This window comes from Streptomyces scabiei 87.22 (assembly GCF_000091305.1).
In the GTDB taxonomy this organism is placed as follows: domain Bacteria; phylum Actinomycetota; class Actinomycetes; order Streptomycetales; family Streptomycetaceae; genus Streptomyces; species Streptomyces scabiei.
In genome coordinates this window covers 2,394,497-2,416,298 of the sequence record NC_013929.1, presented here as the reverse complement: position 1 = coordinate 2,416,298, position 21,802 = coordinate 2,394,497, and the positions used below count along the sequence as shown (strand labels likewise).

Annotated in this window: 14 protein-coding genes; 6 read left to right on the top strand and 8 right to left on the bottom strand. The window is 67.6% G+C overall.

Features of this window, described 5'->3' with window-relative positions; genetic code table 11:
* Nucleotides 1-109 precede the first annotated feature (109 nt).
* From SCAB_RS10045 to SCAB_RS10025, 5 genes are all read right to left on the bottom strand, one after another.
* Nucleotides 110-1,261, bottom strand: a complete 1,152-nt coding sequence (locus SCAB_RS10045; protein ID WP_012999956.1) for a serine/threonine protein kinase — start codon at nucleotides 1,259-1,261, stop codon at nucleotides 110-112.
* 195 nt (nucleotides 1,262-1,456) lie between these two features.
* Nucleotides 1,457-2,788, bottom strand: a complete 1,332-nt coding sequence (locus SCAB_RS10040) for a TIGR02679 family protein (RefSeq protein ID WP_012999955.1) — start codon at nucleotides 2,786-2,788, stop codon at nucleotides 1,457-1,459.
* A complete protein-coding gene (locus SCAB_RS10035; RefSeq protein WP_012999954.1) occupies nucleotides 2,785-7,104 on the bottom strand; it encodes a TIGR02680 family protein in 4,320 nt (1,439 codons plus the stop codon). The genes SCAB_RS10040 and SCAB_RS10035 overlap by 4 nt, the downstream gene beginning before the upstream one ends.
* Nucleotides 7,101-8,519 carry a DUF2398 family protein gene (locus SCAB_RS10030; protein WP_012999953.1) on the bottom strand — a complete coding sequence of 473 codons (1,419 nt, stop codon included), beginning with the start codon at nucleotides 8,517-8,519 and terminating at the stop codon, nucleotides 7,101-7,103. The genes SCAB_RS10035 and SCAB_RS10030 overlap by 4 nt, the downstream gene beginning before the upstream one ends.
* Nucleotides 8,519-10,087, bottom strand: a complete 1,569-nt coding sequence (locus SCAB_RS10025; protein ID WP_012999952.1) for a TIGR02677 family protein — start codon at nucleotides 10,085-10,087, stop codon at nucleotides 8,519-8,521. Before SCAB_RS10025 ends, SCAB_RS10030 begins: the two co-directional genes overlap by 1 nt.
* Before the next feature lie 1,012 nt (nucleotides 10,088-11,099).
* Here SCAB_RS10025 and SCAB_RS44620 point away from each other — a divergent pair.
* From SCAB_RS44620 to SCAB_RS10000, 5 genes are all read left to right on the top strand, one after another.
* Nucleotides 11,100-11,297: a helix-turn-helix transcriptional regulator gene (locus SCAB_RS44620; protein ID WP_037724418.1), complete on the top strand. Its 198-nt coding sequence runs from the start codon at nucleotides 11,100-11,102 to the stop codon at nucleotides 11,295-11,297.
* Complete coding sequence (locus SCAB_RS10020) at nucleotides 11,294-12,769, top strand: tyrosine-type recombinase/integrase (protein WP_012999951.1); 1,476 nt, start codon at nucleotides 11,294-11,296, stop codon at nucleotides 12,767-12,769. Before SCAB_RS44620 ends, SCAB_RS10020 begins: the two co-directional genes overlap by 4 nt.
* 492 nt (nucleotides 12,770-13,261) lie before the next feature.
* Nucleotides 13,262-13,888 carry a tyrosine-type recombinase/integrase gene (locus SCAB_RS10010; RefSeq protein WP_010353098.1) on the top strand — a complete coding sequence of 209 codons (627 nt, stop codon included), beginning with the start codon at nucleotides 13,262-13,264 and terminating at the stop codon, nucleotides 13,886-13,888.
* Between the two features lie 220 nt (nucleotides 13,889-14,108).
* Complete coding sequence (locus SCAB_RS10005) at nucleotides 14,109-14,420, top strand: helix-turn-helix transcriptional regulator (protein ID WP_010353097.1); 312 nt, start codon at nucleotides 14,109-14,111, stop codon at nucleotides 14,418-14,420.
* 80 nt (nucleotides 14,421-14,500) lie between these two features.
* Nucleotides 14,501-15,721, top strand: a complete 1,221-nt coding sequence (locus SCAB_RS10000) for a tyrosine-type recombinase/integrase (RefSeq protein ID WP_010353096.1) — start codon at nucleotides 14,501-14,503, stop codon at nucleotides 15,719-15,721.
* A 146-nt stretch (nucleotides 15,722-15,867) separates the two neighbouring features.
* On the opposite strand, the gene SCAB_RS09995 is transcribed toward SCAB_RS10000, so the two are convergent.
* The 3 genes from SCAB_RS09995 to SCAB_RS09985 form a co-directional block, all read right to left on the bottom strand.
* Nucleotides 15,868-17,397: a helix-turn-helix domain-containing protein gene (locus SCAB_RS09995; protein WP_012999949.1), complete on the bottom strand. Its 1,530-nt coding sequence runs from the start codon at nucleotides 17,395-17,397 to the stop codon at nucleotides 15,868-15,870.
* A 102-nt stretch (nucleotides 17,398-17,499) separates the two neighbouring features.
* Entirely contained in the window at nucleotides 17,500-17,697 is a 198-nt protein-coding gene (locus SCAB_RS09990) for a DUF4236 domain-containing protein (protein WP_012999948.1), read from the bottom strand.
* A 116-nt stretch (nucleotides 17,698-17,813) separates the two neighbouring features.
* Nucleotides 17,814-18,536, bottom strand: a complete 723-nt coding sequence (locus tag SCAB_RS09985; RefSeq protein ID WP_041669009.1) for a VOC family protein — start codon at nucleotides 18,534-18,536, stop codon at nucleotides 17,814-17,816.
* A 456-nt stretch (nucleotides 18,537-18,992) separates the two neighbouring features.
* Here SCAB_RS09985 and acnA point away from each other — a divergent pair, with 456 nt between their 5' ends.
* On the top strand, nucleotides 18,993-21,710 hold the full coding sequence (gene acnA / locus SCAB_RS09980; RefSeq protein ID WP_012999947.1) for an aconitate hydratase AcnA: 2,718 nt from the start codon (nucleotides 18,993-18,995) through the stop codon (nucleotides 21,708-21,710).
* Nucleotides 21,711-21,802: the final 92 nt, after the last annotated feature.

Sequence of the window (21,802 nt, the reverse complement as noted above, 5' to 3'; positions counted from 1 at the left end):
CAGCAGCACCGGATGCCGCTCATCGTCCACCAGATACATACGCCGCCGATCCTGGCGGGGTACACACCCGTCGCATCAGCTTCCCACCGGGCACCGACAGCGCCCGTGGTCAGAGGGCTGCGGCCGCTGCGTACGCCGCTCGAAGCTCCCCGGCCACCCGCTCAGACGCCGGTGGCCGGCTGGGGCGCGACGGACTCGCAGCCTTCTTGTGTGGACTCGCGGGCGGTTCGGACGGCGTACCCTGCTGGTCCTCCTGTTCTTCCGCCACGGCGGCTGCATCTGCTCCCGGTGGTACATCGAGCGGACTGGCCGGGGTCTCGAAGAGCGCAGCCTGTTCTGCGAGGACCTTCTCGACCGCAGGGGACAAGGGCTCGACGGACGGCCCCGATGCCTGCTCCGCTGTGGAGCGCGCGATCAGGGCGAGCCGCGCGTCCGCCGGCGCCATCCCCGAAGCCGCCATGAGGTCGCCGCACGCATCAGCGACGCTATCGAGCGTCGGCCGGTCCTCCGGAGCGTAGGCGAGCATCGACGTCAGCAACGGCACCAGTCCAGAGGGCGCACCGCTGAGATCTGGGGCGATCCCGGCGTTGGCAATCTGAGCCACGATGGCCTCCCACCGCGACCCGTCGTACGGGTAGTGGCGGGCCGCCGCGTACAGCAGAACCGTCCCAAGCGCGTACACGTCAGCGGCCGGCGTCACCTGCGGATGGCCGCTCGCCTGCTCGGGAGGCATGCAACGCACAGTGCCGACGATCATGCCGCTGTGTGACAAGGACTCCTGAGTAGCATCCATGAACGCACTCAGTCCGAAGTCGATGATCATCGGGCCGTCGCCCCCCATGATGACGTTCTTCGGCGTCAGGTCCCGGTGCAGCAGTTCGGCGCGGTGTACGGCATCCAGGCCCTCTGCCAGCAGCGCGCCAAGGCTGGCCACCAGAGGGAGCGGAAGGACGCCGTCGCTGTCCACACAGGCCAGCAGCGTGTGTCCGGCCACGTACTCCATGGCCAGCCAGGGCCGGTCCGCGTATGGGTCGGCGTCCAGGAACCGCGCCACCCGGTTGGTGCCCACCACCGTCCGGGCGATCAATGCTTCCTTCTCGAAGCGCGCCCGTGTCATGGGGTCGAGCTTGTCGCTCCGGATCACCTTCACCGCTACCGGAGACCCTGCGGGGGAGTACGCAAGGTAGACCTCACCCATGCCGCCCGAGCCGAGCTCCCTCGCCACCGTGTAGCGGCCGATCAGAGTGGGGCTCTTGGTCATGAGCTCAGTCCACGCCCTTCCACGTACGCACTCCCAGATTCACGTCGTCCATCAGTTTGCCTGTTATCCGAACACTCCTGAAAACCAGCCCCGCTCCCGAAAGCCACGCAGGATATGACCATGATCCGCCGCTCCACGCGGCTGGGCGGACCGCGGACCGACATTGGCTTGAAAAAGGTGATTGAGTGATGCGCGTCACTGGGCACGCGCCGCCATCTCTTGCGGGAGGCAGTGCCGTGGCCCATGCGCTTGCCCATCGCCCTCTTTCCTTGCCGGTCCCTTCCAATCCGCCAGGAGGACGTCAGCGACGGCCTCTTCGTAGACCGCGCGGTTCTCCCGCTTCATGGCCTCAGCGAGCCCCGGCTCCCAGGCGGTGTCCTGTGCCTTGCCGCTCAGGGGGACGTGATCGCTGTCGGCGCGAACAGCGCTGAGATAGTCCGCGGCGCTCATCCGCCAGGGTTCGGCCTGGTAGCGGGCGCGGAGCTGGTTGGTCATGTCGATGCCGGGCCAGTCGAAGTCCCCGTGATAGCGCAAGGTGCCGCCAGTTTCGATGATCAGTCGCGCCAGCCGGTGAAAGGCGGTCGAGGGACGACCCTCGGCGCAGATCAGCGGCGGACTGCCGGCACCGAGCTCACCGGCGGCGCGGCGGAGCACAGCCGGGTTTTCGCAGACGTACACCGTTGGCAGGTCCACGGCGATCGGGAGGGTGACGAGCTGGTGGAGGGTGACGTGGAAGGGAGTGCCGTAGCGGGCGGCGTCGGTGAGCCACTGGCCCAGCCCCTGGCCGGTCGCGGGGAGGTTGAGGACGAGGACACGGCTGGCGAGGTCGTCGACGATGACGTCGAAGGCGTCCCACAGCTCGCGCCGAGCCTCGGCTCCTGATTCGAGCGGCTTTCCACGTGCCATGGCCAGGGCCCGCAGGACCAGAGTCGGCAGCGAGCCGCGGCCGGGGTTGAGGGCTTTGGTGTCTCCAGTGGTGGCGTCGGCCAAGGCAGGGAGCATGATCGGTGGAGCGTCACTGGGCCGGTTGTAGAGGTGTTCCAGGACGCGGACGGCCTGGCTGAAGAGGTGGGTGTCCTCTTTATTGATCAGTGCTGTGATCGTGCCGTCGGATGATGCGAGGCTGGCCAGCCACTGCCGGTACCAGGAGTGCGCGGCGTGCAGCGGGCTGGCTTCGCCTTCAGCGAGGATCGCCTGCCGTGCCTGATCGACCGCTGTCCGCTCATCGGCGCGAAAGCGAAGCTCGGGGCCGATCTCTTCCAGGACATCGAGGAGCGACATGCCCGTGACGTTGCGGACGCTCTGCTCCAGCACTGAAAGAGGGATGGTGATGCGGCGGACGTCGGCTGGCCGGTATGTGCCGGTGATGCCGATGATGGCGTTGCGTTCTGCAGTGGTCGGGTTGGCCAGGCCGATGGAGCCTTTGACCTCGCCACCGTGACGCTCGAGCGAGCGCCGGGCAGCGGCCAGGAGCCGGCGAAACTCGGGGGCCCGGTAGCGCTCGTATGCCGCTGCTGATCCGGTCATTCTGCTTCCTCGGTATCGTCGTTCGTCGGCTCGTCATCGGGGATGTCTGCGAGCAGTCCTGCTTGGGCGGGAACGTGCCGACGGGGCGTGAAGCCGAGGAGTTCGGCGGCCAGATCGTCGGATCCGGGGTATTCGAGGTCATCGAGGATCTGTTCGCCGTCCCAGACGAGCAGCATGGCGGAGACGGTGTGAGACGCCTCGTCGTGCTTCATGTCGTAGTGCGAGATCTGAGGCACGTCGGGGTAGGTGATCCACAGGTCGTAGCCCGTCATGAACAGGTCGAGGTCGAACTTGGCCGTGAGGGCAAGCAGATCGGGACGGTACTTCTCGTCGATGCCAGCGAAAGCCTCGTCAAGGGCGATCAGCCGCGGGCAGGTCGGGTACGCGGAGGTGTACTGGGCGTGGGCGGCTGCGAAGAGCGGCAGGTGGATGGAGGCGGACTTCTCGCCGCCGGACATCACGCTGTGCTTGGCCTTGGTGAGCAGTTCTCCCTTCTTCCGCTCCTCCTCGCTCATGCCCGGCCGGAACAGACGGAGCTCGAACTTGCGCCAGGTGCGGTAGTCCAGGACTTCCGCGATCACTTGCTGGTAGCTCCTCTTCTTGTCGGCAGCGGCCTTGGTGCGGATCTGGCTGCGCAGGTGGGAGCGGAGATCGGCCAGTCCGGCTGGGCCGAGACCGGAGGCGTTCTTGTCGAGCAGTTTGTTGACAGCCTGCTGGGAGTCGGTGAGCGCGTCGGAGATCACCCAGTTGATGCCCACCGTCTGACCGGAGGACATCGGCTTGGAGCGGGTGTCGGCGTCCATGCTCCTGACCAGGTCGCGGGCGGCGACGGTGCGATCGTGGATCTGCTCGGCCAGCCCGGTCAGGAGGCCGTCCTCCAGAACGGTCCGTTCCTTGTCTTCCAGCAGCACGCTCTGATCAGCCAGCTGTTCGGCCAGGCGGCGGGCGAAGTCCGCTACGGGAGCTGGCCCTTCGCTGTCGGTGACCCGGGCCAGGATGATGTCTCCGGCCGGCTCCCACTCGAAGAGGTAACCCTGATCGGACTCCAGCAGGGCTGCCTCCAGCGCGGTGATAGCGGTAGAGATCTTGGTTGTCACGGTCTTCAGGAGGCTCGCGGTGATCGGCCGGCCCCGGGTCGCCTCGTCGAGCGCGTTGATCAAGGAGGCGACGGATGCGGGGACGACGTTCTGGGCGGCCTGGATGCCCGTGAGGGAGGTGCCGGGCGAGGTCAGGCTGTCCATGAGGGTCTGGACTGCCTGCTCGGGGCTCGGCCACACGTCCTGCGGCAACCAGACGGTCTCGGCGTTCGCTTCGAGGAGGCCGAGGAGGTCGGGCCGGGCATACGGCTCCAGCGTGAGCGTGGTGCGCACCTGCTCAGCCACGGCCGTGGCCAGTGCTGTACTGCCGAACTCCAGGGCATGGTCAGCCTTCAGAAGCCGGTCTCGCTGATCTTCCGCTTCCTTCCTCGCACGGCCGTACGTCTTCCGCGCTGCGGTGAGCTGCACTTCCGCGTCCGCGATCTGTTGCAGAATCTCCTGCAGAGGGGCTTCGAGCGTTGCTTCCTGGGTGCGCAGACGTTCCTCCTGAACGGCGAACGCGTCCTTACGCGCCTGCAGCGCCTCAGCCTGTTCTGTGCACGACTCGGTCTGCGTTGCGATGATGTCCCGGCGGCCGGCGATGTCGCGCTCGGCGGCATCGGCCTGCTCACGGCAGGTGGAGAGCGCCTTGCCGGCGCCGGCGAAGTCGTCGAGCGCCTGGGCTACCTTGTCCAGTTCCTCACGGACGGTGGGCAGTCGTGCAGCCGTGGCCGCATGCCGAAGCTGCCGGTTCTTCTCATGGGCGCGCGCGATCGTCCCGTCGAGCCGCTTGCGGGCTTCGGCGAGGCGGCGGCGGGCACCGGTGACCTTCTCCGCCACCACGGCCACCTCGCCTACCGCCTCGGTGATCGGCCGGGTGCGGGGGAGCTCGCGCCTGGCGCGGTCGAAGTCGTCGAATGCCTCTTGCGCGTACCGCTGCTGCTCTTCGATGCCGGCGAGCTGAGCTTCCAGGGCGGCGATGGATTCGTCGAGCACGCGCAGCCGTTCGCGCCGACGGGCGGCTCGCGCGGTGGCTCCGATGTACTCCGGCTGCTCCTTGGGATGCGCACCGACCTGGACGCCGAGGCTGAAATGCGAGCCGGTCGTGACCGCAGGAGCGGGCAGTGCGTCGTCCGTTGCGGGGATGTCGTCCGTTACGGCGATGGATGCCAGGACAGCCTGTACGGTCGCGGCGGCGACGAGCTGCTGATCTTCGACGACCAGCAGGTCGGCCAGGGTGGGTCCGGTGGGCCGCTGTGCGGGAGGCAGCGGGCGCAGATAGGCGTCGGCGACCTTGTCGTGCAGTGCCTGGTCGGTGAGCACGGGGTCGGGGTGCAGCCAGGCGGTGAGCAGGCCGGCCCCGTACAGGGCGCCCTCCACAGCGGCTGCATGGTCCTCCGGGACGTGATCGGCGAACTGTACGAGCTGCCACAGCGGCGCGCCGAGCCGCTCGTCGCGGCTGGCAGGACGCAGGTCACTGGGCGGGGGCGCGTCATCAGCCTCGGCGGCCACGGTGTCGCGTTCACCCTGTCTGCTGCGCAGAGCATCCGCAGCGCCGCTGTGCTCCCGCTCCAAGGTATCGACGCGGGCCGCGGCCCTGGTACGGCGCTGGTCGGTGAGGGAACGAAACACCTCCAAGAGCGGGGCCGCTTCGGGTTCCCCCACTGCGTCGACGGCCGCGCGTAGCGCGTCACCGTCGCTGGCGGCCAAGACCGTGATGTCGTTGCCGCTGCTCCAGCGGCTGATGAATTCGTCCAGCTCCTGGCTGGCCGTGGTGCGGGCGATCTCGAGCCGCTCAGCTGCTGCGGTGGACTGTCGTTCGGCCTCGGTCAGCTCACCGCTGGCCGTGTCGCAGTGATCCTGCTCGCGTTCCTGGGCTTTCCTGGCGTCCTCAAATGCGCCGAGGTGGGCGTGTACGTCCTTCAGTTCGCTGCGCCGCGCGGCTACGCGACCTGCCACGTCTGTGTCGAGCTCGGCACCAAGATCTAGCGTGGCGTCGTCGTGCAGGATGCCGCAGCTGCGCGCGGCGTCCATCAGGTTGTCGGTGTGCCGGGAGGCCGCTTTGCGCAGCTCACCGTGCCGCTGGACAGCGCGCTCTGCCTCCCCTTTGAGGGTAGCCAAGCTCTTCTGGGCCTGGCTGAGGTGGCGTTCGCTCTCGGCGAGGCCCTGGCGTTCCGCGTGTACGCGATCGCGTAGTTCCTTGAGGCCGTCCCGCTGCTTGATGGCGTCGTGGTCCTTGTACTCGGCCAGGCGGGCGCCGAGCTCATTGCACTGGCGCTCAGCGGCATCCCGCTCCTGCTGTGCGGAAGCCAGCTGCCGCTCCGAGGCACGGCGGTCCTCCGCCGCTTCCATGATCTTCTCGCACTGGGCGGCCGTGTCCTGGATGCGACCGGTGACGTGGTCGATGCGGTCACGGGCATGGGCGCGCAGGTAAGTGGTGTAGTCACGTAGGAAGTTACGGACTGCGGTATCCGCCCCCGTCAGGGCGTTGAGGAGCGCTTGGATCTCGGCGAGGTTCTCGAAGTCGCGGGCGGCCTGCAGGATGAGGTCATCGTCGACGGGGCGCAGGCCGGCGGTAAGGGTCTCGGACAGCTTGACCGGGTCAAGATCCTTGGCCAACAGCGGGCGCCGCAGCTGGAGCAGAAGGCTGACCAGCTGGCTGTAGCGCTCACGGCCCAGCCCGAACAGCCGGTCATCGATCTTCTCCCGATACGCCTCCGCCGTATCGAAGATGGCTTTCTTGCCCAGCAGCGCCTCCAGGGCCTTCTCCCGCAGCGGGCGCGAGGCCCCGTCCAGCAGGCCGAAGTCGATGCCGACTCGGCCGTCGGTAACGAAGAAGAATCGGGCGGGAGTGGACATCGCCTTGGTCACCCGCATGCCGATCCCCACGGTGACGGCTTCGAGGACCTCCCCGTCCGGGTCGGTGCGGGCAAATTCCATCCACACATAACCGTAGGCGGACTCCTGCCCTTTGTAGAGCAGGTTCGACTTCATGGTCCGTTCCTCGCCGCTGAACGGATCGAGACGCCTTGCGTCGAGGACACCGTCCAGCACGAGGGGGAACAGCACTTCGAGGGCCTTGGTCTTGCCGGAGCCGTTGTGTCCGCGCAGGACCAGTCGGCCATCGGCGAAGACAAATTCTTCGTCGGTGTAGTCCCACAGGCCGATCACTCCGGCGCGGGTGGGCTTGAAGCGAACCTCCGACTCGTCAGCGGTGCGAGAGTGGGGGATGAGCGTCATCGAGAGGTGTCCTCAGTGGGGAAGTCGAAAGCGAACTGGCCGTGCGCTGGGCGCGGCAGGACGGCGGTGATGTTGCGGTAGCGGCCGGCCGCGGGCCGGATCAGAATGCCGCCGGGGACGACATGGACCAGGCGTAGATCCGCTAGGAGAGCGACGGCCTCTGCCAGAAGCCCGCTGGGGTCGGCCTGCCACTTGTTGGTGAAGGAGGAGGGCCCGAACTCTTCGTAGAGCTCGGTGATCATCTGCTCCAACGTGCCGTGTTCCACGAAAGGCAGGCCCGTCTGCCCTTCATGCTCTGGGACGTCCGGATCGGCCTCGTTCGCGTGCCAACCAGCGTCCGCATGCGGGTCGTGCGCCAAGGCTTCGAGCGTGCCGGCCTGCGGCAGGGCCATGTCGATGCGGCTGAGCAGGTCCGCGTGGTCCTCCCCTGGTCCGGCGGGCAGGAGGTACTGAAGACTGCTGGCCCGGTCCGGGTCTTCCCGCAAGTCCGCGATCTTTGCGAGCAGCAGTCCGGCAGTGCGGTTGACCGCTCCACCGCGGCCGGGGAATCGCTTGTCAGTGAAGTGCCCAGTGATGTCGACGAGCATGATCCCCTCGGCGCGGCGCTCGACCGGCAACCCGGTCAGCCGTGCGATGTCCTCCGCCAGGGTGGGCTGGCGCAGCGCTATCGCCGTCTCCGCGTCGGTGTCGCTGAAGTAGACCACCGGGTGCTCGATCAGCAGTCGGCGAGCTCGCTGGGCAGCAAATCGCCGACGGGGGTCTCGTCCGGTGCCGGCGGTCGGGGTGTCCAGCAGACCGGCAGCGCTGACCAGATGCTGCAGCGGCTTGTTCGGCCTGAAAAGCGCCGCGCAAGTGTCGTGGTCGATGTCGAACAGCGCGTCGCCGCGGTCGTGGTCACGGGCCCAGTCCTCCATCGAACCATCGGAGATCCGCAGTGCACCCCGGTCGACAAGCCAGTCCATCACATCCACGACTGCGTCCTTGTGGCCCGGCGCCGTCGCATCGAAGCCCAGGTGCTCGATCGCGTTGGCGGACGGTGTGAGCAGCTTGACGAGATCGGCGAGGTTGATCTCGATGCGTGACCGGTGCAAGCAGGCCAGGATCAGGCACAGGTAGGCCAGACGCCGCCGGTCGAACGGCCTCTTGCTCTTCACCGTGAGGAACGCCTGGCTGGCATCGAACGCGTCCAGCCGCCGCAGCAGCCGTGCGTGACGGGCGCTTGTCTGCAAGGAGTAGCCGAACAAGTCACGGAAGTCCTTGGCCAGTTCGTCTGACCACTGCAGCACCAGCGCAAGCGCCTTGGCTCGGGGATAGCTCTCGGTGACAACGCCGTGCAGCAGCATGAGCCGGGCAGCTTGCTGGTACGAGCCGAGGTCCGCCGGCTCCACCGAGGCGGCGACGCGATAGGCAGCCATCAGGGCTTCTCCGTTCGGCGCCGGCGCATCGCACCGTGAGGCTTGATCTCCAGGGCGAAGCCGGGCAGGCGCAGTGTGCCGGTCTCCGTCCGCAGCCGGCTGCCGCGCTCGTTCGGGACCAGACGTAGCGTCAGCACGTCGCTGCTGCCAATCCCTGAACGCAGCCGGCCCGCGACGACCGTTCGTGCCTGGAGTGCTCGGGTCAGCAGCTTGAGCACGGCTCGGGTCTCCGCCTCGTTCAGTACCCGGTCGTGGGGACCGTGGTCCAGGAGATCCGTGGCGGCCTCCCGTTCCGCGGCCCGATCCGCCAGCTGCTGCTCTCGCAGCCGGGCGTGCGCGCCACGACGCGTCCGGACTGGCTGCGGCCCGCCCGGCGCAGGCCGCTTGCCATGCCGGAACAGGCTGACGCTGATCTCCACACCGGGTGCATCCCACCACGTCGCCCGCGGTGAAATCTGGTCATCGTCGTCGTGGGCACCCGACAGATGCCGCACCGAACGCAGGTCGAAAGCGGCGGACACCAGCGCGTTCGCCGCCTGCTCATCCGGCGCAGCAGCCGCCCAGGCGGCAAGATGCCTTAGCTGGGTGGTCCGGCTCACCCCGCCTCGACGCGACTCCGTCACCTGCCGCAGCAGTCCAATGACTCCCGAGATAGCCGTGCGGGTAGCGCCTTGCAGCTGAGCGGCCTTGGTCTCCCCAGGGCTGTCAGCCAAGAACCACTGGCGCAGGCCCATCCACCGCCGCCGCCAGTCCTCAAGCCGCGCGGCCGGCCGCATCATCGGCCGTTCATCCACCGCCGCAGCCCGTTCCAGCAGCGTCTCCACCCCGCTGTCTTCCACCTCGTTCACGGCCTCGGCGAGCCGGGGAGCGTAGCGCTCCAGCTCTGCCGTGAACTCACTCATATGCGCCAGCAGCGCGTGCTTGTACCGCAGGAACGTCTCCGGGGAGACGTCCGTCGTACGCGCAACGTCGTTCAAGGTCAGATAGAACCGTGCCGCCCGCTGCGTCATGTCCTCCAGCACGTTGTCCAGCCGGGCGAGCTTGCGATACACCTCGTCCTGGTCGCCCTCCCGGTTCGCAGTCGCCAGCGCCTTGAAGTCCGCCAGGATGTCGGCAAACACCAGCCGCGACAGGTTCGCGTCCTGTACCCGGGACCCGATGACCTCTTCCACCGCGCAGTAGACGCGGTAGCCGATCTCCGTGAACTGGTAGACCGACTGCCGGTTCCGGTACGCGGCCAGATTGCCGCAACGCAACGGGTCCTCCACCCGGTAGAGGACCTGCTCGTTGTCCGAGGAGAGGTTGTCGAGCATCCCGCGCAGGTTCAAGTCGGCGGCGGCTGGTACCTCGTCGTGCGCTGCCGCGAGCTCGTTCAGCGTATTCGCCACATCGTCGGGGTGGACCTGCAACTGGTGTACCGCGCGCAGCACGTTCATCGCCCGCAGCACCCACAGGTATGCCAAGGGATCATCGCGCTGCGTGAAATTGAACAGCCGCAGACGGTCGCCCACCGTCAACGAATCAAGATCGAATGACTCGGACACTCCCGCGTCATCACGCTCGAACACCTATGCCGCCCCTCGTCTCGCCACACATCGCGCATACCCTGACAGACACCACTGACAATCGCTCCCCAGCGGGGAGAGAAGCAGCTTCTCCTCGCATCCGGTCACTTGGTTTCCGTGGCCGTTAGCACGGCTGAGCCTCTGCGAAGGTCAGAGGCTGCTCGGCGATGACCAGGCCGTGATCGACGAGGTCCCCCACCGAGTGACCTCAGCCCAGCCGTGCGCAGGGCCCCCGGGGCGGATTCGCCCACGGCAGACGAGAAAGAGCCCTCAAGGACTGGAACCTCTCCCCGGGGCCATGTCAACGTACAACGTCCCGTAAAAAAAGCTGGTCAGCGCAGGGGTGTGGGGTGCCGATACGACCGGCAGCAGGCTGGCCGCTCCCGCACCCTGTTCGTCCTACCCGGTCCTGTCAGCCGAGGCCCGCCCCAGGGAGGCCCCCTGTTGAATCCCGCTCTCAGATCCGTTCGCTTCACTGATCCCATCCGCCTGGCACCTTTGAACGTCCTTGACCGGCTCACTGACGGTGGGCTCTTGGCTCTCGTGATGGATGGCGCCCCAGGGTCTCTGGCCCTACCGGCTGGCCTTCCGAGCGTCGTCCGCCGATAAGAACGTCGGCGGACCTCCCCGTGCGGGGCGCAACATAGACGACGATCGCCGGTTAGCCAAACCGGCGATCGTGAGGACCATTGAGGGTGTTCGCAGCGGCTGTGCTTGGCGGTGGAGACGTTGCGGACGTAGTCGGTAGCGCCGCAAGACGCAAGGAGGTAATGAGCGGCCCCCGCTGCGGCTTCCCTGAAATCCACAACGCTGTTCGCCGAATGACAGCTATGCCGACGCCGAGTCGGCTTGGGCTCCGGCGTTGTTGACCTCTGTCGCCCCGCGCGCTCCTTCGCAAGGAACACCATCTCATGTGCCGATCCGCGATACCCTCTGCCCTTTTTCGCCCCAGGCTGGCGGGCCCGTCTGCCTTGCCTGCCAACTCCCCGTCCATCCGCAACCGCGAGGGGGCGTCATGGCGGTAGCGGTTCGACCGGGGCAAAAGCTCACGGTCGACGAGGTCTGCGCCGAGCTGCAGATCTCCCGGTCGACCTTCTACGACTGGCGCCAGAAGGGGCGCGGACCGCGCTGCATCCGACTGCCCAACGGCTCCCTCCGAATACGGCGCGGTGACTTCGAAAACTGGCTTATGGATTGTGAGGACCACTCTTGACGGACACGAGCTCGTTGGATGTTCGCTTCTACCCCATTGAGACGAACAAGCGGGCCAAGGGCAACACCTACACCGTCCGTTGGAAGGTCGCCCACAAGAAGCACAGCAAGACGTACAAGAAGAGCGCGGTCGCTGATGACGAGCGCTCGAAGCTGATGGCCGCGCACAGGAAGCGTGAGCCGTTCGACATCGAAACGGGTCGGCCTATCTCCTGGATGTCCAAGGCCGCCGAGGTCAATTGGTACGACTTCGCTGTCGAGTACGTCGACTGGAAATGGCCCCGTGCTTCCGGAAACACCCGGAAGAACATGGCCAAGGCGCTCACGCACGCGACCATCGCCCTGCTGCGCACGCCTCCGCCGAAGCACTTCGAGCCTGTGATGGTTCGCCGGGCGCTGCGGGAGTACGCATTCAATGTCAATCGGCGCACCGACCCCGAGAACCCGGTGCCGGCCGAAGTGCAGACGATCCTCGACTGGGTCAAGCGCAATGCCCTCCCGATGAGTGCCTGGGAGAAGACCGAGACGGTCGACAAGGTCCTCACGGCTCTCGGTACCCTCTTGGACGGGACCGCGGCAGCGGCAAGCTCCGTCACGCGCAACGACCGGATCATGAACCTGGTCATGGGCTACGCGATCAGGCATAACTACCTGAAGGCCAACCCTCTCCCGAAGGGCAAGGGGGAACGCACCGCGCCGAAGGTGGCGCAGGCCATCGACAAGCGATGCCTGCTGAACCGCGACCTGGTTGCCCAGATGCTGGACTGGATAGGCGGGCGTCCGCGCCGCGGGCTCCTCTACCGTGCCTTCTTTGCGACTCTGTACTACGCGGGTCTTCGTCCCGAGGAGGCCGTCGCCCTCCGTGTGGGTGACGCCACCTTGCCGGAGACGGGATGGGGCGAGTTCCTCGTCCATGAAGCACAGCCCGAAGTCGGCAGCCAGTGGACTGACACCGGCGACGTCCACGAGGAGAGGGATCTCAAGGGCCGAGGCGAGGGCGACACGCGGATGGTCCCCATCCACCCCTCCCTGGTCGCGCTCCTTCGCGAGATCATCAAGGAATACGACCTCAAGCCTGCCGACCTCCTCTTCCCGGGAGAGAAGGGGGGCATGCTGGCGGGCTCGGTCTTCCGGCGTGTCTGGGCGAAGGCACGCGACGAGATACTGGACGAGCACGAGTTCAAGTCACCGACCGGCAAGCGCGTGTACGACTTGCGTCACACCTGCTTGACGACATGGCTCAACAACGGCATCCCGCCCGCCCAGGTTGCCGAGTGGGCCGGGAACAGCGTGCCGGTGCTGCTGGCCATCTACGCACGCTGCATCGTCGGCCAGCTGGATGACTACCTGAGACGGATCGAAAGCGTTCAAGACCTCCCGAAAGCGGCCGCTCTCTTGTGCGCTCGGAGGGGCTCAGAGAACGGCCTCGCGACCCCAGATTTTGTGGGACGTATGTGGGACGGACACCCGTAGAAGCCCGGTTTTGGTCGGTGCCAGCCGGGCTCGCCTCCCGGCGGAGGCGAAGAATCCGATTAACGTGGAAGGCCAGGAAAACGCAGTCTGACCTGCGAAAACGTCGCCAGCCTGACCGGCGGTCAGTGGCGCCCCCGGCAGGACTCGAACCTGCGGCCAAGCGCTTAGAAGGCGCCTGCTCTGTTGTATCAGTCGACCACCCAGCGAGAGCCGAGCTGTTGGGTGCGCCTCCGGCTTCGGGGTGCTGCGCTGATTCGCCAACGGCAGACAGCTTGGGGCCCCAACGGACTGGAATAGCAGGGCGAAGCAAGTAAACCTAGGACAGTCCAGGGGAGGCACGGTGGCGTGTTTCCGGTTCTCAGGCGCCGCCTGCAAGGCGAAACATAGCCGACGATCGCCGGTTGGCCAAACCGGCGAATCCGAAGACCATTGAATCTGCCGCGCGAACCCCGCATGGCGCATTGAGTCGTTTCTTCCAAGGAGTTCAGAGATATGTCCGATGAAGTCATGGACGAAGAATGGCTGCTGTCCGCGGAGCAGGTCCGATCGCTGCTTGAGTGGATGCAAGAGCACGTGGGTGCCGATCACTCGGTGTACCCCTTCATGGCCACCGTGGCTGAACAGGCGCTGCGTCCGGGCGAGGCTCGTGCTCTGCGAGTCCGAGACGTGGCGTTCCCGGAGGGTGGAGGGGGTAAGTTGACGGCTCGTCACCGCGGGGTCGTGAGGGAAATTCCCCTCCAGCCCCATTACGTCGAGTTTCTGCGTGCGTGGATCGAAGGGGCTGGTCTGGGGGAGAATGACTTGCTGTTTCCCGGGAGGCGTGGTGGGCGGCTTTCGGCTTCCGCCTGGCAGCGGCTGTGGGAGCAGGCCCAAGCAGCTGTCCTGCCCCGGGACGAGCTGTACTCGTGGCGCCTGGGGGAGCCGATATCCATCCTCCGCGAGTCCCGCATGGCCGAGTGGCTGAGGATGGGCCTCTCGTCCTTCGAGGTTGCCGAGATGGCTGGCGTGACCCCGTATTGGTTGGCGCTTCGCTACCCGTACTGCTTCCGTGGGGATGGCGTCGAGGTCGACTGGGACCGCCTGGCCGAGGCCACGGCCCTTCCGGAGATCAAGCAATAGAGCCGACCCGCGCTCTGGCCGATCCGCGGAGCGTGGCCAGCTACGGGCTTTCTCCCTCTCCTGCACCGAGTATCGCGACGATGCCGTCACACGGCGAGCTGTCTCTGCGTAGTTCCAGTGCGAGGAGAGGTGCCCATCCTGAGAGAGCATGCTGCCCCTGGAGGACCGTCTCTCCGCCTGCGCAGACACACCCCCTTCCCGCGCCTCACAGAAACCTCCTATGCCCGCGCACCCGTTGCTTGCCGCATCCTCGAAGCCTGCCTCCCCGGTCACCGCACATACGGCGTTCCTGACCGTGAAGGACGCCGCCGAGTATCTCGGCCTTTCTCCCCACACCCTCTACGTCTGGCGCCACCGGCGGCAGGGGCCGCCGAGCTTCCGCATGGGGCCCCGTGGCCGCGTCATGTACCGGCTCGAAGTACTCGACGCCTGGGTCCGCGAACAGGAGCAGGCCGACTCCCGCTCCAACCCTGCCCTCAACCCGCTCAACCCGCCTCCGCAGGAGCGCTCCAGTCGCTTCCTCAGCACCTGAAGCGCCACCAGTCGTAGAACGCGGCCCCGTGCCCCACCAACAAGGAGTTCCACCTGGCCGGCTACATAGAAGACCGATGGTTGAAGAAGCGCCCGAATCCGAAAACCGGCAAGCGCGACCGCACCGCGATGTACGGCAAGTGCACCCGCTACCGAGTCAAGGGCATCCCCGGCGTCAAGGACCGTTCCTTCGACGCCCTCCAGGACGCCAAGACCTGGCTCGCTCAGGCCCAGACCGACGCACGCCGAGGCGAGTTCGTCGATCCACGCGATGGAGCCATCTCCCTCAAGGACTACATCGCCACCCACTGGTGGCCCACCCAGAGCGGTGACCCGTCCACGATCGAACGGATCGAGCAGAGGGTACGCCGGCACATCGTTCCCCACCTGGGGGCTCAGCCGCTCAACGCCATCGGCGCGGAAGTCCTGCGTCACTGGAAGAAGCGGATGGAGAAAGACCTCGGTCCGACCTCCATCCGTCTGGTCTGGGCGACGCTCTCCAGCATCCTCCAGGCTGCCGTCGAGGATCGCCGCCTCGGACGTAACCCATGCCGGTCCAGCACGGTCGGCCCTCCGGCCGCCGCACCCGGCAGGGTCGAAGCATGGCCGCCCGAACGGGTCCTGGCGGTACGGGAGGCCCTGCCGGATCGCTACCGACTCCTCCTCGTGATCGGAGCAGGTCTCGGGCTCCGCCAAGGGGAGGCGCTCGGTCTCTCGACGGACGACATCGACTTCGAGAAGGAAGTCGTGCACGTCCGGCGGCAGGTCAAGATGGTGCGGGCGAAACTGTGCTTCGCGCTTCCCAAGGGCCGCAAGGTCCGCGACGTGCCGCTGCCGGCCAGCGTCGCCCGGGCCATCCGGCAGCACGTGGTGCAGTTCGCGCCGGTACCGGTCACGCTGCCATGGGACGACCCGACTCCGGCCAAGACGCCGGTGGAAGCCAAACACCGGCGGCCGAGGACCTACAACCTCCTGGTGACGGGACGCGAGCGGAAGGCCATCAACCGGAACTACCTCAACTCCTACGTGTGGAAGCCCGCTCTGGCCACGGCGGGCGTGATCGCACCGCTGGACGAGGGCAGCACCGACGGTACTCGCGTGTGGGAGCCGTCCCGGGAGCACGGCTTCCACGCCCTGCGCCACTTCTACGCCTCCGAGGAACTGGAGGCTGGCGAATCGGTCGTCTCCCTGGCACGCTGGCTGGGGCACTCCGACCCCGGGTTCACGCTGCGGAAGTACTCCCACTTCCTGCCCCGCGCTGGTGCACGGGGCACCGCGGCCATCGACGCGATCTTCGCGTAGCCGCAGCCGGACGGCAGCCCGACTGGAACGCGGCCCGTAGGAGCCCGCCCCAGGCGCAAAGTCCCAGAGAAGTCCCACAGATGCCGCCGCACCCCTTCCTGACCCGCTTCACCGCAGGTCAGACGGGGTGCGGCGGCATCGTCGTATCAAATGTCCCGGAAGATCTCGATCTGCGCCCCCACCGTGTTCAGGCGTTCCGCCAGGTCCTCGTAACCCCGGTTGATGACATAGACGTTGCGGAGCACCGACGTGCCCTCGGCGGCCATCATCGCCAGGAGGACGACCACGGCCGGACGGAGGGCCGGCGGGCACATCATCTCGGCGGCGCGCCAGCGGGTGGGGCCCTCGACCAGCACCCGGTGCGGGTCGAGGAGTTGGAGCCGGCCGCCCAGGCGGTTGAGGTCGGTCAGGTAGATCGCGCGGTTGTCGTAGACCCAGTCGTGGATGAGGGTCTGGCCCTGCGCGGAGGCGGCGATGGCCGCGAAGAACGGGACGTTGTCGATGTTCAGGCCGGGGAACGGCATGGGGTGGATCTTGTCGATCGGCGCCTGGAGTTTCGAGGGGCGGACGGTGAGGTCCACCAGGCGGGTACGGCCGTTGTCGGCGACGTACTCCGGTGAGCGGTCGTGGTCGAGGCCCATCTCCTCCAGGACCGCCAGTTCGATCTCCAGGAACTCGATCGGCACCCGGCGCACGGTCAGTTCGGACTCCGTGACGACGGCGGCGGCCACCAGGCTCATCGCCTCCACCGGGTCCTCGGAGGGCGAGTAGTCGACGTCCACGTCGAGGTGCGGCACTCCGTGCACGGTGAGGGTGGTGGTGCCGATGCCCTCCACCCGAACGCCGAGCGCCTCCAGGAAGAAGCAGAGGTCCTGGACCATGTAGTTGGAGGAGGCGTTGCGGATGACCGTCACACCGTCGTGGCGGGCGGCGGCCAGCAGCGCGTTCTCCGTCACCGTGTCCCCGCGCTCGGTCAGCACGATCGGCCGGCCGGGGGTGACCGACCGGTCCACCTCGGCGTGGTACAGCCCCTCGGTGGCCGTGATGTCGAGGCCGAACCGGCGCAGCGCGATCATGTGCGGCTCGATCGTCCGCGTCCCCAGGTCGCAACCGCCCGCGTAGGGCAGTGTGAAGTGGTCCATACGGTGCAGCAGGGGGCCGAGGAACATGATGATCGAGCGGGTGCGGCGGGCGGCGTCCGCGTCGATCGCGGCGAGGTCCAGCGCGGCCGGCGGCGCGATCTCCAGGTCGACACCGCCGTTGATCCACCGGGTGCGTACGCCGATGGAGCCGAGCACCTCCAGGAGGCGGTACACCTCCTCGATGCGGGCCACCCTGCGCAGCACTGTGCGCCCCTTGTTCAACAAGGAGGCGCACAGCAGCGCGACACACGCGTTCTTGCTGGTCTTCACGTCGATCGAACCCGACAGCCGACGCCCGCCGACCACCCGCAGATGCATCGGACCCGCGTATCCCAGCGAGACGATCTCGCTGTCTAGCGCTTCACCGATTCGGGCGATCATCTCAAGGCTGATGTTTTGATTACCGCGCTCGATACGATTCACCGCGCTCTGACTCGTACCGAGAGCCTCCGCCAACTGCGACTGCGTCCAGCCGCGGTGCTGCCTTGCGTCACGGATGAGCTTGCCGATGCGTTCGAGGTAGTCGTCTGCCATGAGGCGAGGTTATCTCAGATATGAGATTGCACCTCTTGGGGGGCCTGTGGGGGTGTGGCGAGGGGCCGTTCAGGTGATGTGGTGTCAGTCGCGTGATGCGGCTCAGTGGCGCCGGGCGTTGCGCGTACGGCGCCAGCCGAAGGGGCCGGGCAGGTCCATCGAGGTCGTACGGCGCCCCGTGCTGCTGTGGGTGTGGCGGGGGCCGTTGCGGCCTCCGGTGGTGATGGACCAGGAGCGCTTGTTGATGTTCAGTCGCACACCCGGCAGGATGCGGAAGCTCTTGCGGAACGTGAGCGGCATGTGTGCCTCCCTCCCGACTACATGACACGGACCGGGTACCCCGCCCGGCGGCGCGCATCCCTGTCGTGCGACGGCAACTGCGCGCTCCGTGCGGGGTGTTGGCTCGGGAGTGCGCGTCAGCGGGGCGGCAGTACGCAGAACTCGTGGCCGTCGGGGTCGGCCAGCACCACCCAGTCGACGTCGCCCTGGCCGATGTCGATCCGCGTGGCGCCGAGCGAGACGAGGCGGTCGACCTCCGCCCCGTGGTCGCCGTCGGCGGGGAGGGCGAGATCGAAGTGGAGGCGGTACTTCCCGGTCTTCGGGGCCAGCGGCGGACCGCCCCAGGTGATCTTCGTGCCGCCGTGCGGTGCCTGGATCGCGGTCTCCTCGTCCTGGTCCCAGACCAGGGGCCAGCCGAGGGCCCGGCTCCAGAAGTGCCCGACCTCCTGCGAGCCGTCGCTCGCCAGGGCGCCGACGAAGCCGCAGCCGGCGAGGAACGCGTTGCCCGGCGGGATGACACAGAACTCGTTGCCCTCGGGATCGGCGAGGACCACGTGTCCCTCTTCCGGGAGCTGGCCGATGTCGATGTGCCGGCCGCCGAGGGCGAGCGCCCTGGCCACGACCTGCCGCTGGTCCTCCGGGGACCGGCTGGTGAGGTCGAAGTGCATCTGGTTGGGGACGGTCTTCTCCTCCCGGCTCGGCAGGAAGCGGAGCCGGAACCCCTTCTCGTCGGCCGGGGCGAGCGCGACGGCGCCGTAGGGGTCGTCGGTGGTCTCCCAGCCCAGCACGCCGGCCCAGAACCGCGCCAGACCGGCGGGGTCGTGCGCGTCGAAACAGAGTGCGTGCAGGTGGGAGGTCATGTCGGGGGATCTCCGATCCGCTGACTCACGGCCGCGCACCGGGCTCGTCCCCGTGCCCATGAGGCCCCCCATGCTAGGAACCCGGGAAACCGCCGTGCAACGCAAATAGCGACGCCCCCGGCGGTGCCCCCGGCGGTGTCTCAGGCCACCCGGCGGTCGCCCGTTCGCGGCTTCGAGGTGCCCGGTGGGCGGTGTTATGGCGCCCGATGGACGCTGGGATGACGCCCGGTGGACGCTGGGAGTGCGCCCGGAGATTGGCGCACGCCACATCGGGCCGGGCATGACCAGCCCGCGCCCATGTACTACTGTTATCTCGACATCGAGATATCTGCCGAGGCGCACCTCGGCCGCCACCCCGGTAAGGGGTACCTAACTTAGCCTTACCTTAGCGGATCGGCCAAGAGGGCCTGGCGGCAGGATGCGGTGGTACGCGCACATGGAATGAAGGAGACTGTCGTGTCGGCGAACAGCTTCGACGCCCGCAGCACGCTGCAGGTGGGCGACGAGTCGTACGAGATCTTCCGGCTGGACAAGGTGGAGGGCTCGGCTCGCCTGCCCTACAGCCTCAAGGTCCTGCTGGAGAACCTGCTCCGCACGGAGGACGGCGCGAACATCACCGCCGACCACATCCGTGCCCTCGGCGGCTGGGACTCGCAGGCGCAGCCCAGCCAGGAGATCCAGTTCACCCCGGCCCGCGTGATCATGCAGGACTTCACGGGCGTGCCCTGTGTCGTGGACCTCGCGACCATGCGTGAGGCCGTCAAGGAGCTCGGCGGCGACCCGGCCAAGGTCAACCCGCTCTCCCCGGCCGAGCTGGTCATCGACCACTCCGTCATCGCCGACAAGTTCGGCACCCACGACGCCTTCGCCCAGAACGTCGAGCTGGAGTACGGCCGCAACAAGGAGCGCTACCAGTTCCTGCGCTGGGGCCAGACCGCCTTCGACGACTTCAAGGTCGTACCCCCCGGCACCGGCATCGTCCACCAGGTGAACATCGAGCACCTGGCCCGCACGGTCATGGTCCGGGGCGGCCAGGCGTACCCCGACACCCTCGTCGGCACCGACTCGCACACCACCATGGTCAACGGCCTCGGCGTCCTCGGCTGGGGCGTCGGCGGCATCGAGGCCGAGGCCGCGATGCTCGGCCAGCCGGTCTCCATGCTCATCCCGCGCGTCGTCGGCTTCAAGCTCACCGGTGAGCTGACCCCCGGCACCACCGCCACCGACCTCGTGCTCACGATCACCGAGATGCTCCGCAAGCACGGTGTCGTCGGCAAGTTCGTCGAGTTCTACGGCGAGGGCGTGGCCGCCACCTCGCTCGCCAACCGCGCCACCATCGGCAACATGTCGCCGGAGTTCGGCTCCACCGCCGCGGTCTTCCCGATCGACGGCGAGACCATCAAGTACCTCAAGCTCACCGGCCGCTCAGAGCAGCAGCTCGCGCTCGTCGAGGCGTACGCCAAGGAGCAGGGCCTCTGGCTGGACCCGGCCGCCGAGCCCGACTTCTCCGAGAAGCTGGAGCTGGACCTCTCCACGGTCGTCCCGTCCATCGCCGGCCCGAAGCGCCCGCAGGACCGTATCGTCCTCGCGAACGCCGCCGAGCAGTTCAAGAGCGACGTCCTCAACTACGTCGACTCCGTGGACGAGTCCGGCAAGGAGTCCTTCCCGGCCTCCGACGCCCCGGCCGTCGCCCCGAACGGCGCCCCGTCCAACCCGGTCACCGTGACCGCCCCCGACGGGTCGACGTACGAGATCGACCACGGCGCGGTGACGGTCGCGGCCATCACCTCCTGCACCAACACCTCCAACCCGTACGTCATGGTCGCCGCCGCGCTCGTCGCGAAGAAGGCCGTGGAGAAGGGCCTGACCCGCAAGCCGTGGGTCAAGACCACCCTCGCCCCGGGCTCCAAGGTCGTCACCGACTACTTCGACAAGGCGGGCCTGACCCCGTACCTCGACAAGGTCGGCTTCAACCTCGTCGGCTACGGCTGCACCACCTGCATCGGCAACTCCGGCCCGCTGCCGGAGGAGGTCTCCAAGGCCGTCAACGACCACGACCTCGCGGTTACCTCGGTCCTCTCCGGCAACCGGAACTTCGAGGGCCGGATCAACCCCGACGTCAAGATGAACTACCTGGCCTCCCCGCCGCTGGTCGTCGCGTACGCCCTCGCGGGCTCCATGAAGGTGGACATCACCCGCGACGCCCTCGGTACGGACCAGGAGGGCAAGCCGGTCTACCTGTCCGACATCTGGCCCTCCGAGGCCGAGGTCAACGACGTCGTGGCGAACGCCATCGGCGAGGACATGTTCAACAAGTCCTACCAGGACGTCTTCGCGGGCGACGCCCAGTGGCAGGCGCTGCCGATCCCCGAGGGCAACACCTTCGAGTGGGACGCGGAGTCGACGTACGTCCGCAAGCCCCCCTACTTCGAGGGCATGACGATGGAGACCACCCCGGTCTCCGACATCGCCGGCGCCCGCGTCCTCGCCAAGCTGGGCGACTCGGTCACCACCGACCACATCTCCCCGGCCGGTGCGATCAAGGCCGACACCCCCGGAGGCAAGTACCTCACGGAGCACGGTGTCGAGCGTCGTGACTTCAACAGCTACGGCTCGCGCCGCGGCAACCACGAGGTCATGATCCGCGGCACGTTCGCCAACATCCGCCTGCGCAACCAGATCGCGCCGGGCACCGAGGGCGGCTACACCCGCGACTTCACCCAGCCCGACGCGCCGGTGTCGTTCATCTACGATGCCTCGCGCAACTACATCGAGCAGGGCATCCCGCTGGTCATCCTGGCCGGCAAGGAGTACGGCTCCGGCTCCTCCCGCGACTGGGCGGCCAAGGGCACGGCCCTCCTCGGCGTCAAGGCCGTGATCGCCGAGTCCTACGAGCGCATCCACCGCTCGAACCTCATCGGCATGGGCGTGCTCCCGCTGCAGTTCCCGGAGGGTGCCTCGGCCGCCTCCCTCGGCCTCACCGGCGAGGAGACCTTCTCCTTCACCGGCGTCGAGGAGCTGAACAACGGCACCACCCCGCGCACGGTGAAGGTCACCACCGACAGCGGCGTCGAGTTCGACGCGGTCGTCCGCATCGACACCCCCGGTGAGGCCGACTACTACCGCAACGGCGGCATCATGCAGTACGTGCTGCGCAGCCTGATCCGCAAGTAGGCGGACCGGCAGGGCGGTCGAGGGCCGCATCCCCGCACGGCGGGGGTGCGGCCCTTCGCCGTGCCCGACACCGGCCCGGTTCCGTCGGCCCG

Bases quoted from the DNA above. Each gene is read 5' to 3' on its own strand.
- SCAB_RS10005 (WP_010353097.1), top strand. From the start codon at position 14,109: ATGCCCGCGCACCCGTTGCTTGCCGCATCCTCGAAGCCTGCCTCCCCG.
- SCAB_RS10035 (WP_012999954.1), bottom strand. From the start codon at position 7,104: ATGACGCTCATCCCCCACTCTCGCACCGCTGACGAGTCGGAGGTTCGC.
- SCAB_RS09985 (WP_041669009.1), bottom strand. From the start codon at position 18,536: ATGACCTCCCACCTGCACGCACTCTGTTTCGACGCGCACGACCCCGCC.
- SCAB_RS10045 (WP_012999956.1), bottom strand. From the start codon at position 1,261: ATGACCAAGAGCCCCACTCTGATCGGCCGCTACACGGTGGCGAGGGAG.
- SCAB_RS09990 (WP_012999948.1), bottom strand. From the start codon at position 17,697: ATGCCGCTCACGTTCCGCAAGAGCTTCCGCATCCTGCCGGGTGTGCGA.
- SCAB_RS10030 (WP_012999953.1), bottom strand. From the start codon at position 8,519: ATGGCTGCCTATCGCGTCGCCGCCTCGGTGGAGCCGGCGGACCTCGGC.
- SCAB_RS10040 (WP_012999955.1), bottom strand. From the start codon at position 2,788: ATGACCGGATCAGCAGCGGCATACGAGCGCTACCGGGCCCCCGAGTTT.
- SCAB_RS10010 (WP_010353098.1), top strand. From the start codon at position 13,262: ATGTCCGATGAAGTCATGGACGAAGAATGGCTGCTGTCCGCGGAGCAG.
- SCAB_RS09995 (WP_012999949.1), bottom strand. From the start codon at position 17,397: ATGGCAGACGACTACCTCGAACGCATCGGCAAGCTCATCCGTGACGCA.
- SCAB_RS44620 (WP_037724418.1), top strand. From the start codon at position 11,100: ATGGCGGTAGCGGTTCGACCGGGGCAAAAGCTCACGGTCGACGAGGTC.